Annotated in this window: 17 protein-coding genes; 2 read left to right on the forward strand and 15 right to left on the reverse strand. The window is 42.2% G+C overall.

Annotated elements, in window-relative coordinates; translation table 11 throughout:
- Positions 1-274 precede the first annotated feature (274 nt).
- From JL57_RS03760 to JL57_RS03810, 11 genes are all read right to left on the reverse strand, one after another.
- Positions 275-1321, reverse strand: coding sequence for a PTS transporter subunit IIC (locus JL57_RS03760; RefSeq protein ID WP_034140719.1), 1047 nt, complete (start codon positions 1319-1321; stop codon positions 275-277).
- Positions 1322-1809: 488 nt separating this feature from the next.
- Entirely contained in the window at positions 1810-2388 is a 579-nt protein-coding gene (locus JL57_RS03765; protein WP_034140720.1) for an amino acid synthesis family protein, read from the reverse strand.
- Positions 2375-3247 carry a UPF0280 family protein gene (locus tag JL57_RS03770; RefSeq protein WP_034140721.1) on the reverse strand — a complete coding sequence of 291 codons (873 nt, stop codon included), beginning with the start codon at positions 3245-3247 and terminating at the stop codon, positions 2375-2377. The genes JL57_RS03765 and JL57_RS03770 overlap by 14 nt, the downstream gene beginning before the upstream one ends.
- Before the next feature lie 18 nt (positions 3248-3265).
- The gene (locus JL57_RS03775) at positions 3266-4744 is read right to left on the reverse strand and encodes a 4Fe-4S binding protein (protein WP_034140722.1); all 1479 of its coding nucleotides are present in this window, start codon (positions 4742-4744) and stop codon (positions 3266-3268) included.
- 36 nt (positions 4745-4780) lie between these two features.
- Entirely contained in the window at positions 4781-5941 is a 1161-nt protein-coding gene (locus JL57_RS03780) for an amidohydrolase family protein (RefSeq protein ID WP_034140723.1), read from the reverse strand.
- Positions 5942-5971: 30 nt separating this feature from the next.
- Positions 5972-6952 carry a xanthine dehydrogenase family protein molybdopterin-binding subunit gene (locus JL57_RS36205; protein WP_034140724.1) on the reverse strand — a complete coding sequence of 327 codons (981 nt, stop codon included), beginning with the start codon at positions 6950-6952 and terminating at the stop codon, positions 5972-5974.
- A 22-nt stretch (positions 6953-6974) separates the two neighbouring features.
- Positions 6975-8237, reverse strand: a complete 1263-nt coding sequence (locus JL57_RS36210) for a xanthine dehydrogenase family protein molybdopterin-binding subunit (RefSeq protein WP_034140725.1) — start codon at positions 8235-8237, stop codon at positions 6975-6977.
- A gap of 1 nt (position 8238) precedes the next feature.
- Entirely contained in the window at positions 8239-8730 is a 492-nt protein-coding gene (locus tag JL57_RS03795) for a (2Fe-2S)-binding protein (protein WP_034140726.1), read from the reverse strand.
- A 12-nt stretch (positions 8731-8742) separates the two neighbouring features.
- A complete protein-coding gene (locus JL57_RS03800; protein WP_034140727.1) occupies positions 8743-9609 on the reverse strand; it encodes a xanthine dehydrogenase family protein subunit M in 867 nt (288 codons plus the stop codon).
- Positions 9610-9839: 230 nt separating this feature from the next.
- Positions 9840-11327, reverse strand: coding sequence for an aldehyde dehydrogenase family protein (locus tag JL57_RS03805; protein ID WP_034140728.1), 1488 nt, complete (start codon positions 11325-11327; stop codon positions 9840-9842).
- A gap of 342 nt (positions 11328-11669) precedes the next feature.
- Entirely contained in the window at positions 11670-13139 is a 1470-nt protein-coding gene (locus JL57_RS03810) for a sigma-54-dependent Fis family transcriptional regulator (protein ID WP_291299673.1), read from the reverse strand.
- Positions 13140-13348: 209 nt separating this feature from the next.
- Between JL57_RS03810 and JL57_RS03815 the strand changes: the two genes are divergently transcribed.
- Positions 13349-13915: a hypothetical protein gene (locus tag JL57_RS03815; protein ID WP_034140729.1), complete on the forward strand. Its 567-nt coding sequence runs from the start codon at positions 13349-13351 to the stop codon at positions 13913-13915.
- A 111-nt stretch (positions 13916-14026) separates the two neighbouring features.
- Here JL57_RS03815 and JL57_RS03820 read toward each other — a convergent pair whose 3' ends face one another.
- Entirely contained in the window at positions 14027-14455 is a 429-nt protein-coding gene (locus tag JL57_RS03820) for a universal stress protein (protein ID WP_034140730.1), read from the reverse strand.
- Between the two features lie 348 nt (positions 14456-14803).
- Between JL57_RS03820 and JL57_RS03825 the strand changes: the two genes are divergently transcribed.
- Complete coding sequence (locus JL57_RS03825; RefSeq protein ID WP_034140731.1) at positions 14804-15067, forward strand: hypothetical protein; 264 nt, start codon at positions 14804-14806, stop codon at positions 15065-15067.
- 221 nt (positions 15068-15288) lie between these two features.
- On the opposite strand, the gene JL57_RS03830 is transcribed toward JL57_RS03825, so the two are convergent.
- From JL57_RS03830 to JL57_RS03840, 3 genes are all read right to left on the reverse strand, one after another.
- On the reverse strand, positions 15289-15717 hold the full coding sequence (locus JL57_RS03830; RefSeq protein ID WP_034140732.1) for a universal stress protein: 429 nt from the start codon (positions 15715-15717) through the stop codon (positions 15289-15291).
- Between the two features lie 207 nt (positions 15718-15924).
- The gene (locus tag JL57_RS03835; protein ID WP_034140733.1) at positions 15925-16170 is read right to left on the reverse strand and encodes a thioredoxin family protein; all 246 of its coding nucleotides are present in this window, start codon (positions 16168-16170) and stop codon (positions 15925-15927) included.
- A 58-nt stretch (positions 16171-16228) separates the two neighbouring features.
- Entirely contained in the window at positions 16229-16561 is a 333-nt protein-coding gene (locus JL57_RS03840; RefSeq protein WP_034140734.1) for a metalloregulator ArsR/SmtB family transcription factor, read from the reverse strand.
- Positions 16562-16678: the final 117 nt, after the last annotated feature.

Consider the following 16678-nt stretch of genomic DNA (forward strand, 5'->3'; position numbering starts at 1 on the left):
TTTATTTTGGATTAACCGTTGGTATAGCAAGGTTTGTACGAACATAGGAAACAAGAGAAGTATACACAGCTGCTTTATAAAATCCACTTTTTAATTCATTTTTGAATTAACTCTTTGGCTAAAACTTCTGTACTAACTGATATAGCTACGTACTTTCAGATAATTCATACATGAATTAGAGATTTTCTGGCTACTGTCGCCTGGCTAACCTTAGATTGTCCTGCCAAGGCTCGGTTGTTCCAGACTGAGCAAAAGGACCCCTAAAACTCCAATACTAAATATCTAATTTCATGTCTCCTAACTTAATCCAACCTTTTTTGCGCATAAACTCCGCGATAGCCAGAGTCAGACTAGCGGGTAAAATGAAATGTAATAATCCAATTTTGATTAAGACACCAGTACTCATGCCCATAGCACTGATTGTTCCAAACTGCCCAACTAACCCTGAGGTACCCATGCCAGCACCGGCAGGGATATTGGCCATCGGCAAAATAGTTGTCGCTAAGGGACCTAAGATGGCACTGGCTATTATGGCAGGCAACCATATCAATGGATTTTTAACAATGTTAGGTATTTGGAGCATGGACGTTCCTAACCCTTGGGAAACTAAACCACCCCATTTATTCTCACGATAACTCGCTACTGCAAACCCAACCATCTGGGTAGCACAACCAACGGTCGCAGCCCCCGCAGCGGGACCACTTAATACCAGCATTATAGCCAAAGCAGCACTACTAATTGGCAACGTTAATATTACGCCCATCAGCACAGCCACCAAAGCACCCATCGGAATAGGTGCAAGTTCTGTCGCCAACATTATGACTGATCCCAGCCACTTCATAAATTCTGCTAAGGGTGGTCCAACGATGGTCCCAGCAGCGACACCAAGCAAGATGGTAACAGCAGGAGTTACAATAATATCTACTTTTGTCTCTTTGGAAACTAGTTTCCCGAATTCTGCCCCCACGACGGCTGCCACAAATGCACCGACGGGCCCTCCGACTGCAGCACCTGCCATACCGGTGATAGTAGATGCAAACAATACTAGCGGAGGCGCTCCTAAGCCAAAGGCGACAGCTACACCGATGGCCGGCCCCATCATTCCCATGGCCTGTTTACCAAAAGCAATCAAAAATTGTAATCCAGTTTGCTCTCCAATTACTTTAAGAATAAGCCCTACAATAAGACTAGCGAACAAACCCAAGGCCATAGCACCTAAGGCATCAATACCATATCTTTTTACAGAAAATATTATATTTTTGCGTTTTAAAAAGCTAACCTTTTCTACTTCTTTTACAGGATTTCCAGGATTTTCAGTCATAATTTCCTGCCTCCTCAATTTTATTATCCTACTCCCTCTTTAGGTACACTCCTTACAATAAGTTTATATAGAAAACTTGGCTAGCGCCCGAAGACACTGTCTTCGCACGAATTAGAATTCTGTCAGCCTTTAGGCACCGGCGGTCGCCTTAGTTGCACTTATGCGCTGGCCATGGATGGCCGAGTGTCCCTGTAGCCACGACTCGAACAAGGATGTTCGAGATTAGAGCACCGCCATGGACGGCAAGGTGCCGTGATGGCGAGAAGGGACCTTCCAGAAAGTATACAACTGAAAGTTATACTTTCTGACTAGTACCAGAAAGAATGGCTTCTTCGGATATTCCAACTCTAGGCAAGGGATCACCCACTTTAACTATCATGTTCAGCTTGGGCTCCGGATACCGGGGCTAACACACGCTGTGTATCTAGAATACATACCGCTACCACCTCCTCTTAGTGTTAATTCACTAGTATATCTCAGCCATTTAGTTATCTGAGGCCGTCTTCACTTTTAACTTCACTTTTTTGTAAACCGCCAATTCGCGGATGTGGACGCCCTGAATCCGTAACAACCAGTGCTATAACCAATTCATCCGCTTTAGGTGCATCCGCAATTCTCACTTCCATAGCATCGTAGTGTGTACGCACAAACGCAGCATTTTTGTAATGTAAGGGTACATCTAAACCCGTTCCTATTCCGCCAAGTTTTTTAGCAGAAGGGATAATTGCTTTACCACCCCCAACCTGTTCCCTAAAAGGTTTGCCTAACAGAGGATGTAAAATAGCTGCGGCGTGTTCAAGTTCACCTTTTTCACCAATAATAACTCCCTTGCCGTAGCTCTCGACGCTTTCTCTTGCAATTCCAAGTGCTTTTACTGCCCGTTCAGCGAGCATTGAACCCAATTGTTCGCCAATCTTCATCAAATCTGTTAAATCTTCCACGTACTGTCCTGCAAATGGATTATTAATAACGGCCATAGCCACCGCCTTACGAGTAGGAATATCTATCGTCTTTTCGCCATCTTTATGAGTTTCTTCAACGACTGTTACAATTTTACGAATTTCCATCTAAATCTCCTCCATCATATCTTGCCGTTTGACAAAAGTTATCCGGTATCATAACCACCAAGTCATCAAGAAAGATCACTGCACCGTGAATACAACCTTGAGACCTAAGTTCTATGGCTTTACTCAAGCCATTCTCCAAAGCTTTTATCTTAGTTTGAGGACTTAGGTCCCCAACCTTGACTGTAACCAACTGTCCGGGTATGTCTGTATTCGGGTCCAGTTGTTCAGCATGCAGTCTCAAAATGCCTGGATCTTCAGTAAAACAATGATTTGCTATAAGCGTTGCACAGGCATCAGCGGCTCGAGCAGTCTTCGCAACAACCGTCACTGCACTGGCTATACCCTTTGTAAAGCTACGCCCTCCTAAACCACTGGTTGCGACTCCCCCAATTCCATCTCCGGCGGTAAGATTAAGAATATGGCTATACCTTAAAGCTTCAATACTTGGCGTCAGTCCCAGTTTCGTCTTTTCTTTTCCCAGCAATCTTATCGCAATATCCCCGCCGTTATTGATCATGACCTTTGAGGCACCTTTTTCCACTAACCAGTCACCCGCTAAATCTGCAAACGTTCCCGCTACTGCTGCCATGGGTGTTAAGGTCAGATCTCCGATTTCTAACACAGCCTCGACCATCAATCGCAACGGCAATGGGTAGGCACTAAGATCCGTTTCATCTAACGTCAAAGCATGTCTTGCTTGTTTTTGAACCTTCGCTAAATCCGCCAGAATCCCCATTACATACTTGGCCGCTTCCTGTAGTTGCTCCGTCATTGCCTGGCCCCGAGCCCTGGCCAATAACGTCATTTGAACCGGGCCATAATTCAGGAATACTTGATCTTCGGCTAAGACGTTGATCATTACTATACCTTCTCCCGGTTACTCTATTTGAGAGACTATCTGATTTAACGTCCTAATCGCTTGGATATGACCACCAATTTCTTTATACTTTTGCAAGGGCATCGTATATTCTACCGGAGCAACCGTTGCAGGGGTGGGAACCCAAGTAAAGGCTTTGGAAACTACTTTTTCAACATCGACCATAAAGTTAATTCCCCCGCCGGGAAGTACATATACCTCAGCTCCACCAATGGTTAATATTGCCTCTCCACTATGGACAGCCTGGGTTACTTTAAGTGGATTCACCGAAACACCGGCACGTGCACTGCCGCCTGTTCCTCCAAAATAGAGAGCGGAAACTCGTGCATTTTCACACGTATCTCGTATAACATCGACGGCTTGCCTAACCTCATTGGTCATGGGTATTTCATTCACGGAACCATCTGCTTGGACTTCGAATAGGGCTGACATATTGCCCGTGGTCTCGGTTACAAGGACTTTCATACCTGGCTTAGCCCGGGACATATCGACCGACTGAATCGCATCCTTTGGATATTCTATATTAGTACCACCCCAACCCTGTCCATGCTCTCCAAAGTAACGTCCCCGAGTACTTCGTCTGGCATTAGGGATTACTCCGCTCCAACTCATACCGACTGATTCCCCAGCCATGTGTTCTGAGAGCAAGCCAACAACATGGTGATCAAGAATGATCGCTTCATCGACAACCTCTTTGAGCTTTGCAGCAAACATTCCAACCGTTGCACTTCCGCAACCAACACGCATCTTCGTATCTTCTATCCCGTTAATAATTGGGGGAAAACCGATTTGAAGTTCCAGTGTGTTATTCTCAACATTTAAGGTCACACGTTCTCCATTGGCAATTTCGACAATGGTTCGAGCAACAATAAATCCATTTTTACCTGTAAGTAAGTTCGCTCCGCCAATGGAAAGCATTTTGGAACCATACTCTTCGATATCAACCATACCTACAACTTTGCCATTCCGCTTAACCTTCGTTCCTTCTTCACCGACAAATAAATTAGTATCAATCTTAACCTTAATCCCACTGTAACTTAAAGGTGCTTCGGTTACGACAGTAACCATCTCAACCCCATCAATGGTGTCCTGTGCAATATACGGTGCTGGTCGACAGCATGGATAGGTAGTTCCAGCCCCAACTCCAGTAATTAGTGGACCTCCCGGAGTAACTCCAGTCACTAATTTCCGGTTACGGATAAGCTGACCACTATCATTCTTATAGCGCTGACAAGCCCCCGTATACCCTTCTAAAATCTCGCATTGTACAGGGCACGATGTACATTTGACTGCCCCATCTATACTTTCGCTAGTCTTGACAACAGCCTTAAAGGGACATACTCTAGTGCAGATTCCACAGGCCGTACAACTTTCTTGAATAAAAGCCTTGTTATCCTTAATAAGGATAGCTTTGTTTGGACATTCCTTGCTACATATGCCACATCCCTTACATAACTCAATGTCAATCACAACTGCCATTTAGTCTAGTCCTCCCTGTCATCCATTAACTATAAATTACTTAACAGAATAATTACGTTCAGAAGGGGGAGTATTACGACTCTTTGTAACTTTGATGACTCCATCAACCATAACAAGTGCAACTGCTGGCAAATCACCCGCTTTCAATGCTTCTAAAGCATTATTCCCTATGGAGCCCATGGGCGCATCCATTATTACCAAATCAGCCTCTTTACCTTCAGCGATAAGACCCGTCTCCAAACCAAAGACCCGTGCCGTATTACCTGTAGCCATCGCAATGACCTTTTCGGCTGGGACATTTGTAAAAGAGGCAATGAAACTGATCGTCCTTAAGATTCCCAAAGGAATAATGCCCGTGCCGGAAGGAGAGTCATTTCCGAAGATGACTCTATCCAGAGCATCTTTATCAGCCAATTTACTGATGGTAAAAGCAGCAATCTTCGGATTGCCACATTGTACAATCTCAAGCATCAAATCTGTATCGTTAATCAACTTTTCAACTTCCTTCGCACAAATCGCCGTAGGTCCTCCGTTAACATGGGAAACCACCGTCGGCTGAACGGCAATGACATCATCCGCTGTAACAGTTGAGCTTCCTGGAATTGAAGTCCCACCAGTATGCATCGCTACTTTCATTCCATATTTTTTGGCCCAATTAACCATCGGTATAGCATCTTCCGGTTTCTTTACACTTCCTAACCCAACTTCTCCGACGAGCCAGACTCCTTCCTTAGCCATCTCAGCGAAATCAGCTTCCACCAGTCCCTTTTCCAGAATCACAGCCCCAGCATGAACTTTTAAACCCGATGAGCGCAAGTTTTTGAAGGACTTATGAACTAATATTGCTAAGGCCTTTGTTCCAACTGAATCTTTTGGACGTCCAGGAAAGTGGGGTTCACCTGCCGAGATAAACGTTGTTACTCCGCCATGTACGGCACTATCAAGATAATCTTGGGTTTTTTGACGAGGGGTATAATCTCCAATAACCGGATGAACATGAGAGTCTATCAACCCCGGTGTAACAGTCATCCCGACTACATCGATTGTCTTCTCTATCTTAAAATCTTTAAGGATTTCTGCTTGCCCGACCTTGACAATTATGCCATCTTGGACAACAATCGTACTCGCTTTGCTCAGCGATTGTTGAATATCTCCGGTTACTAGTGTCCCAATGTTGATTAGAGCTATAGTTGCCATCAAGTTGACCTCCTCTAAGAATCTTACCTATTAGTTTTCCGTCAGTTGGGCTAAAATTCTTTCCGGTGTTATAGGCAATTCAGTAATCCGAATGCCCACAGCATTGAAAATTGCGTTGGCAATCGCCGCCGATGTCGGAATAAGGGAAGGTTCTCCAACCCCTTTGGCTCCGAACGGACCACTATCTGCTGGTTCTTCAACAATTAACGAGTGCACGATAGGAACATCCATAGAGGTTGGAATCAAATAAGTTGTAAATGAAGGTGTTTCAATTCTTCCTTCACTCATTACGACCTCTTCATAAAGCCCAAGTCCTAGTCCCATGGCACTTCCACCCTCAATCTGTCCTTCCACATTCTGAGGATTGATGGCTCGACCTACATCATGAGCTGCAATAATATGGAGTACTTCAACTTGGCCAGTTTCCGTATCCACCTCAACTTCAACAATCTGAGTCGCAAAAGCATAGGTACCATAAGGGCTCCCCGCTCCAGTTTCTCCATCCAGCCCGGTGGTTTCCGGATTAAACCAGCCATGCCCGATGGTCATTTTCCCTTTTTTTCGGCAACTTTGGACCATTTCCAAAATACTCTTGCCATTTTCCTCGTAGTCCTTAACAAACACATTGCGATCCTGAATGATGAGCTGTTCTTTCTCTACCCCAAATAATGCAGCCACTTCTTCTAGCAACACCTGCTTCGCTTCTTGAGCTGCCAAGTGTGCCGCCTTGCCGGATATATAAGTTTGACGACTGGCAGATGTGGCTCCCCCATCCGGAGTAACCCCTGTATCTGCCGACGTTACCAAAACATCCTCATACCGCACGCCGAGTTCTTCTGCAACAATTTGAGCTAAGATTGTGTTAGAGCCTTGTCCGATATCAGCGGCCCCTACCATTAGGTTAACGGTACCGTCATCCAACAAATCAACAAAGGCACCTGCTGGATTCGGCAAACCGGTATTTCCAATTCCGTACCACATACACCCTATACCAATACCTCTTTTTTTCATCCCCTTAGCGCCTCCTTTCCTATCAGACTTGGCCCATAATTTCCTGCGCCTTAGCCTGGGCCGCTTTAATCGTCTCTATAAAGCCCACACCAGTTTCTAAAACTTGGCGAGTAGCTGTTATACTATTTGGCCGTAAAGCGTTCAACAAGCGAACTTGGATTGGACTGATTCCTGCTTTTTGGGCAATCATATCCATTTGCTGTTCGTGGGCAAACGCTAGTTGGGGTACCCCAAAACCGCGACAGGCTCCAGCTGTCGGGTTATTTGTATAGACGGTGTAAGCATCGGCCTTAACGTTTGGCACTTCATACGGACCTGTTGCGTGAACAGCCGACCGGGTCAATGTACCCGGGCCATATGATGCATAGGCCCCCGTATCTCCAATAACAGTTACATCGATAGCCATCAATTTACCATTCTTATCCGCTGCCGTTTTATAATAAATAATATAGGGATGACGCTTTGTAGAAGTAACAAAAGATTCCTCTCGGGTATACACTAGACGCACTGGTCTCTTCGTACGAATTGCCAGAAGGGCAATATGGATTTGCACTGAAATGTCCAACTTACCGCCGAAGCCGCCGCCAGTCGGGGCTTGAACAATTCTCACCTTATTAAGGGGTAAAGCAAGATTCCGCGCAACCTCTGTACGGTCAAAGTGAGGATTCTGAGTAGAGACACGCAAAACCACAACATCACCGTCCAAATAAGCGACTCCCGCCTCCGGTTCTATATAAGCGTGTTCCTGCATTTGCGTACGATAGATATTTTCAATAACAATATCCGCTTGGGCAAATGCCGACTCAATATCCCCTTTGCGGATCTTTCTGACATATTGAATATTGCCTTCTTTATAGACCTTGGGTGCCTCTGTTTTCATAGCTTCTTCTGGGTCAAACACCGTCGGCAACTCCTCGAATTCGACTTGAATAAGAGACAGTGCCTGGAGGGCAATTTTTTCAGTTTCAGCAGCGACAACTGCTAGAGGATCCCCAATCTTACGGATTTTATCTATCGCCAACACGGGTTCATCCCTGATGATAATGCCATGAGTGTTACTCCCTGGAATATCTTTTGCCGTTAAAACTGCATGAACGCCTGGTAGAGATTCTGCTGCTCGACAGTCAATATTTCTTAGAACAGCATGAGCAACCTGGCTCCGTAAAACCTTTACGTGAAGCATGCCTGGCAACTTGATGTCTCCGCTATATTGGGTTTTCCCCAATACCTTATCCAAGGCATCCTTACGTGTTACTGATTTTCCGACGACATTCAATTCCAGCACTCTATTCACTCCTCTCTGCTCTGTTGCCTTTGGTCTTAACGACCTTTTCAATAGCATTTGCTATCTTGGTATATCCGGTACACCGACAAAGGTTCCCTGATATCGAACGAATAATCTCCTCACGCTTTGGGTTTGAGTTCACATCAAGCAAGGCCTTAGCCGATAATAACATTCCCGGAGTACAGAAGCCGCACTGTACTGCTCCCTCTTCGATAAAAGCTTCCTGTAAAGGATGTAGATGCTCATAACTACCAAGTCCTTCAATTGTGGTCACTTCTTTGCCATCAATTTGCGGAGCTAAAACCAAGCATGAATTAGCGGTTTGAGCGTCAATAATTACCGTACAAGCACCACAGCCCCCTTCCTCGCAACCGATCTTCGTACCCGTTAATCCCATTTCATCACGCAAAAAATCAACTAAACGCATATCTGAATCAACCTGAGCACTTACTTTTTGACTGTTCAGTATGAAGTTTATTAACGATTTTGACATTTTTTATTCCCCCTAGTAACAGGTAATTTGACTCCAGGCTTCTTCCAATGCTCGTCTAACCAATACCTTAGCTACCCGTTTTCGATATACTGCTGTAGAACGAACATCCTCAATTGGCCTAATAGCCTCCGCAACTGCCTCAGAAGCTTCTTTAATCAGTTCAGGTGAATAACATTTCCCTACTAGTATTTTTTCTCCCGCCGACACCCTGACGGGAGTAGATGCAACCGATCCTAATGCAATTCTTGCCTTTTTGATAATACGAGTTTTTGGATCTATTTCTATCGAAGCACCTACATTAATAACTGAAATAGCCAGTGCTTTGCGTTTACCAAGCTTCTGGAAACTACACCCTCGATAAGTTGAAACTTCAAAAGAAATTATTGTAATCAACTCACCGTGTTTTAGCACTGTGAGTCCTGGACCTAGGAACAGTTCTTCCAAGGGAATCGTTTTTATCCCTTCGTTACTCGACAAGGTAACCTCTGCTCCAAGCGCAATGAGGGCTGGTACCGTGTCTGCTGCAGGTGAAGCATTGACCATATTCCCACCGACTGTCCCCTTATTTCGAATCTGAGGAGAACCAACTATATCAGCAGCCTTTGCTAAAGCTGGAGCATGTCTATTAATAATTTCGGATCGCTCAAGTTGAGTGTGGGTCGTTAAAGCACCGAGTACAATCCGTCCTGCCTCAACGGTTATCCCTTTAAGTTCTTCAAACCCATTGATATCAATAATTGCTGTCGGTTTAAGCATATTTTCTTTAAGCTTGACCATTAAATCTGTCCCGCCTGCTAATAGACTGTAACCAGTATTTTCTGCCATCAGCTCAAATGCCTCGTTTAAACATTTGGGACGATAATATTCAAATCTACTCACTAGTTAGCGCCTCCCGCCATGCTAAAATATCCAAGCCTGTATTGACCAATTCCGAATTCACTTAAATATGGCAATGGCCGACTGAATTTCGCTTCATTAATAAAATGCTGACTGCCTTAGTTCTACCTTTATGGAGATAAAGGAAAGGGCAGCATTTTGCGATGCTCCCCATTCCTTCTGCATAAACCAAGAGCGCTTAGGTGCTCTTAAGTTCGTTTTAAAAATTACTCTTAATCTATCCAACGTTCACAAACCGTTTTTTCATCCATAAACATCCGCATTGAAGCCATCCTCGATTTTGCTGTTCCCACAAAGGATTCCCTTCTCGAACCCAGCGGGAAGAATGAATAAGGTTGCGGAACACCTATGTTTATTCCTACATTCCCCACGTTAACTTCTCTCTTGAAACGGCGCGCATGTTTTCCGTTGTTTGTATAAATACTTGCTGAGTGCCCAAGATTAGTTTTCGTGTTTATCCACCCAATAGCCTGTTCAAGACTGTCTCCTTTAATTAAGGCGGCAACCGGACCAAAAGCCTCTACTTTGGCCATTGCCATGTCCACATTGACATCTCCGAGAATAGTAGGTCCAAGGAAAAATCCATCAGGGTAGTTCTCCACCTTTACATTTCTACCATCAAGTACCATTTCGGCACCTTCTTTAAGTGATTCCTCGATCCAGTGTAATACTTTGTCTTTTCCAGCTTTTGAAGACAAGGGTCCAAGTTCAGTTTCCTTATTAAGGCCATAACCGATTTTCATACCTTTAGCAACTTCTACAAATTTCTTTTTAAATTCATCGTATATATCTCCAACGACAATTATGTTGTCAACTCCTAAGCAACGCTGGCCCGCCATACCAAAGCAAGATCTTAGAAGGCCCTGCGCTGCTTCATCCAAGTCTGCGTCCGGCATAACTACAAAGTAATTTTTCCCATTTCCATTAATAGATGAAGTCTTACCGTATTTACCACATAACTCAAATAGCTCCCAACCCGCTTTATTGGCACCAATGAATCCTACACCCTTAATTTCAGGTTGAATTAATATCTCTTTATTGATGTTTCTACCACCATGAACTAAATTTATAACTCCAGGGGGAAAACCTACTTCTTGGGCCACTCTACAGATATATTCAGCAGCGACAGGGTCTTGCCTACTCGGGCTTACCACTACAGTACAACCAGCGGCCAGTGCGTAAGGAACAAAGGACGACCATGCATGCATTGGTATATTTCCAGGTGTTATGATGAGAAAAGCACCAAGCGGCTCCCAGGTTAAATATTGATCAATGCCATGGGCAACCTGCTCCATATGCTCATTAGTTTTAACCAAACCATATAACGCAGAACAAGCAGATTCTACGTTTTCAATAACCCTTCTCACTGAACCATTTGCTTCTCCGATCGTTCTACCGTGATCTTGACTAAGTACTTTGGCTAATACATCCGAACGTTCCTCCAGTTTAGCACGTAGATCAAAAAGTAATCTTGCCTTGTCCCTCATTGGGACTTCTTTCCACAACTTAAAAGCTTCATGAGCCGCTTTTACAGCTGCTAAGGCCTCTTCTTTAGTCGCATTAGGTAATTCTGAAATAATCTCTCCCGTTGCCGGGTTTCTGTTTACTTCTACATCGGTAGATTTTGAGTCAATCCATTCTCCATTAATAAAAAGTTTATGTCTTCCATAATATTTTTTAACCTCTGGTATTAAAGCCATCACTAATTGCCTCCTCTATATTCCGAATTATCAGAATTATAGATGCAAGAACTATGCCAACTTTCTAAAATGCTGCTTGACCGCATTTTAGGTAGATTTATTTGGATTCTATCGAAATTTTTATAGATTTTTAATTCAAAAATGGATTACGTTTTATTAAAATTTCCTATAAAAATAAATACAATTATAAAAAACTATAGTTCTAAGAATTTAAAATCTAAAAAAAGATATAAATTTTAAAATGAATTAAGATAAAACTCCAGATCAAACAATTCCACCAATTCCTAATAATGTCCATTTTTTGTATAATTCAATTATGTATTGTAACAATTCATAATTGAATTATTTTTCTCGTTGATGTTCATAATCACGGTATTTTTTTGCTTTTCTGGCAATTGTCGCCTGACTTACATTAAGAACTTTAGCCACCTCATATGTTGTTTTGTACTTTTCCATGGCTTTATTTATTAGAGTTTTTTCTACTAATTCTACAGCTTTATTTAAGGGAATAATATCATCAAAATCGAATTGCCGCGCCTTCCCTTCGGTAAATTCTTCTGACAACTCTTCTTTGCATATCCATTCTTCTTTGGAAGTTATCAGACTACGTTCAACAATGTTTGCCAATTGCCGTACATTTCCTGGCCAATTATAACTAATTAATTGTTTCAATGCTTCCGCGGTAAATTGTTTTCTAAAGTTATATTTATGGTTAATCTCATTGAGAAAATGTGAAATCAGCGCGGGAATATCTTCTTTCCGTTTTCTTAATGGCGGAATTTCAATGGAAACAACATTTAAACGATAATAGAGATCTTCTCTAAACTTACCCTCTTCCATCATCTTTTTTAAATTCTTATTAGTAGCGGCTATTATTCTAACATCGACTTTTACAGATTTTACTCCACCTAACGGTATTAACTCCCTTTCTTGGATAACTCGCAATAATTTCACTTGTAGTTCCAGCGGCAATTCACCAATTTCGTCCAAAAACAACGTTCCTCCTGTTGCCAGTTGAAACATACCAGGCTTACCCTTTTTTCTTGCCCCAGTAAAAGCCCCCTCTTCGTAACCAAAAAGTTCTGATTCCAAAAGATTAGCAGGAATAGCTCCACTATTAATTTTAATATAAGAACCCAATTGAAAACGACTGCTCGATTTATGAATTATTTTTGCCAATACTTCTTTCCCGACTCCAGATTCCCCTAACAACAAAACACTAGAATCTACTTTTGCCACTCTTAAAGCTAAATCTAAAATATCATGCATTTCTTTACTTTCAGCCACTATATCATTTTGTTTGATTACTTGAAGTCTCAATTCATTGATTTCCCACTGATAGTGACTAGTTAATTCTCTGGTCCGTTCCAGTTGTTCCTTTAAGTTATACAATTCAGTAATATCCCTTATATTAATTACTACGTTCTTAATTCTTCCGTCTTGATCCATAATCGGTGTTCCTGTCATGATAGTCTGTTTACCGGTTCGACTTTTTTGAATAATCGTAGTAGCTTTTTTTGTTTCTAACACTTGAAGTGAAACTGAATCGTTAAAAACCCCGTCTTTAACTAACTGTCTCATATCCTTGCCTATTACTTCTTCTTTTTTCACTCCAGTTAATCGTTCCATTGCCGGGTTTACCCGGATTGTAATTCCTTTATTATTCACGATAGAAATTCCATCATATGAATTTAAAAATATAGACTCCAACTCTTCGTTTAGTTCTTCTATTATTGAAAATTGGTTTAATACTTTAATTAATGCATCCAATAAATATTTCACGGTATTGTTATACAATTCAAAGAACAACATAAGGCTCCTCCTCATTTTATCATATAGTCCCGTCCAAATAAGTCATCCTAAAGGGAATGCATGTTCAGATACAAAAGACAAGCTAAGGGACGAAACCGCCTAGCCAATTAACTGGGTATTATACCCTAATCAGTAACATTAAGGTGATTTATGCATAACGTGTATTATAACTCAAATAATTCTCACATTTATATAAAGGGGGCTTGCCCATGAAATCGTTGATGGGGCAACGGGGTTATTCTCCGATTCAACAGAACAGGTTCTCCCCAATTCAGCGACAGGGTACTAACTCTGTTCCGCGGCAGGGACCAGGACCATCATCTGTTAAACAGCAAATATTTACACCAACTTCTCAAGCAACTCATCCTATAGTCCAACCAATGATCCAATCAGTAACCCCACCAGTAACTCAACCAGTAACTCAACCAGTAACTCAACCAGTAACCCAGTCTGTAGCCCAACCCGCTTCTGTTCAGAAGCAACTTAACTCTTTACCGCAAACTTCTTCCGCTACGCCAGAACCTTCTAACCTCTGGCAACAGCAAGTTGGAATTCTTATAACAAAATATGGACCTTCTCTCATGAGACAATTTGGGCCTCCTCTAGCTCGCAAAGTAGGGCTTCCCATCGCCCAGCACATTGGCCCTCCCTTGGCGCAAAAAGTAGGAATTCCCCTTGCTCGGCGTGTTGGCCTTCCGCTTCTACGCAAAGTATTTCTCCCCCTCGCTAAGCGAGCAGGCTTTGCGCTCATTCGACGGATAGGGCTTCCACTTTAAGCCCATTCACCTCAATACTGCGATTTTACTAACTTATAAAATACAAGGAAAAGCTGTTGACAATTTTGATCATCAACAGCTTTTTTACATTCAAATCAAACCTTAATAGCCTCACTTTACGATAAGAACAGGGCATTCTGCTCGTTGAAGAACGCGCTGGCTCACACTGCCTAACACCGAACCGGCAATTGGACCGTAACCATGGCTCCCCATGACCACTAAATCTATGCTCTCTTGCTCAACTTCTTCGAGAATCATAGTCGCCGGATATCCCTGAACTACTTTCTTCTTCAAAGTGACATTCCCCACATCGATACCTTCAAGCGTCGCTTCTAAGGCGAGCTTCCCTGCGTCTTCAATTTGTTCTGGCGGAACTAAAACACTATAAGCTACATTATAACCCCAGTAGGCTTCTCGAATGTACATAACGAACAAAAGCTCAATTTCCCCACCAAATTTCCCAGCAAGTTCTAATGCGGTTTTTAATGCTCGACGAGAATACTCCGAAGCATCGGTTGCTACTAATATCTTTTTAAACACAACTAGTGCTACCTCCTCTTTTTTAAACCTAATCTATGATGATAATTCTTCATCCTATTATTCGAATCCTGCTTTACTTTTGATAAAGATTCTTCTCAACGCTTAATAACTAATGATTTTTATAATGCCATCCCTGCTTCTAAGCCTAGGGTTAATATTTTCCATTATCTAGTATGAGCATATTAAAGAATAAAAACGTATATACTCTTTACACGGAACATTTGTTCTGGTAAAGTAATTCTTGTGACACTAATCTTATTATCCCTTGTGGAGACATTTTCTACGCACTTACGTCAGTCAAACATTTGTACCCGCTTGTCTAGCATTCTATAAAGGTGAGTGATACGTATGAAAATATTAATGCAACCGATCGAAATGATTGCTTGGTTCACACAAGAGGGAACCCCCAATCCAATTCACTATAAGCTAACTTCCGTTGACGCCGCGAGCATCGTGGTCAAAGTTGATCGAGTCGTAACCCGCTCCGAGGAGAAAATTGCCGGAAATCGCATGATTCTTTTTCGTTGTCAAAGTGAAATGAACGGACTCTTAAAACCATATGAACTCAAATATGAGTTGAACACCTGTAAATGGTTTCTGTATAAAGCTTAATGGAAACTCTGCCCTAAATTATAATGATCCTGCTCTACGATAAGCCGGTCAGTCCGTATCCCTAGAGAAAGAGAGCTCGCCTTACTTAAGAGTATTAATGGTTCGTAAAATGATAGCTTTTAAAAAGTAGCCATTTAAAAGGAAAAGGGCTGTTACGAAGTTTAATCGTCAACAGCTCTTCGATATTCGGTAGCGCTCATTTATCTTTTGCCGACAAGCGTTCACTTCACGATTAGAACAGGACAGGTTGATTTTCGGAGAACGCGCTGACTCACACTGCCCAACACTGTTCCAGCAATCGGACCGTATCCATGACTCCCCATGACCACTAAGTCTATATTCTCATTGCCGATTTCTTCTAGAATCACGCTCGACGGATGTCCCGGTATTTTCTTCTTCTTCAAGGGAACGTCACCCACATCAATTCCTTCAAGGGTGGCCATTAACGTCTGCTCCGCTGTCTCTTCGATTTGTTCTTTAGATACCTCAATAGTATAAGCTGGATTATAGCCCCAGTACGCTTCCGGGGTGTAGGTGACGAAGAGAAGAACCACTTCCCCTTGGAACTTCCTAGCAAGTTCCAAAGCAGCTATTAGAGACCGACGCGAATATTCTGAGGCATCTGTTGGGACCATTATTCTTTTATACACATAATTCCCCCTCATTTATTACAGATCATGGCAGATTATTGTAAGAGTGTATTCCACGTTTAACATATTAATCCTGCTTAGTTTTTTTAATATTACAACTATATTTATATAGAAGTTACAATTATCTTTCTAAAGATCCTATTAACCACAGGAATTCTTCAGAAAAGTTCCCACCACACTAAACTACAGTGAAGTGGGAACTTATTTTTAAGCATCCAACTCTTTTTTTAGAATTTCGATAATACGCGCTTTATTCGGAACCTTCCCAGTCAGCTTAACCACACCGTTAATCACGAGAGCAGGTGTACTCATAACTCCATAAGACATAATCTTTTGCATGTCCTCGACCTTTTCAACTTGGGCTACAATTCCCAGTTCCGCAATCCCCTCTTTAGTGACCTTTTCAAGCTTCGTACAGTTCGCACAACCAGAACCTAAAATTTTAATCTCCAACTTCCTCAATCCCTTTCAAAGTAATTTTCAACTTTCGCAGAAGTACATTTCCAGCTTCTTAGCGTTCGGCCAGATGCCTCATCAAAGCTTCCCCTTCTCTGAATTGTTGAGCAAGGATTTCCTGAACTTTGTCTAAAATTATCAATACTTCTGGGTATTTAATACGGTACATTACTTTCAAACCCACTTTTGTCGATACAATAATCTGTTGTTTGCGCAATATACTTAAGTGTTGAGATAAATTGGACTGTTCTATTTCCAAATCATCAATTAGCTCACAAACACAGACTTCTTCTTTTCGTCTTGCCAATTGCTCAAGGATCCGTACTCGAGTAGGGTGCGCTAGGGCTTTAAAAAAATCACTTTTCATGGATATTATTTGTTCTTTCACGTTAGAACCCTCCCGAATCTTTGTTCCGATAATCCTATTACTTAATAATATTATAATATACCCTTTGATGCAAATCCATCCCTATATTGACTCCCATGTAGCTTTAATTATCCTCGA

Source organism: Desulfosporosinus sp. BICA1-9, assembly GCF_000802135.1.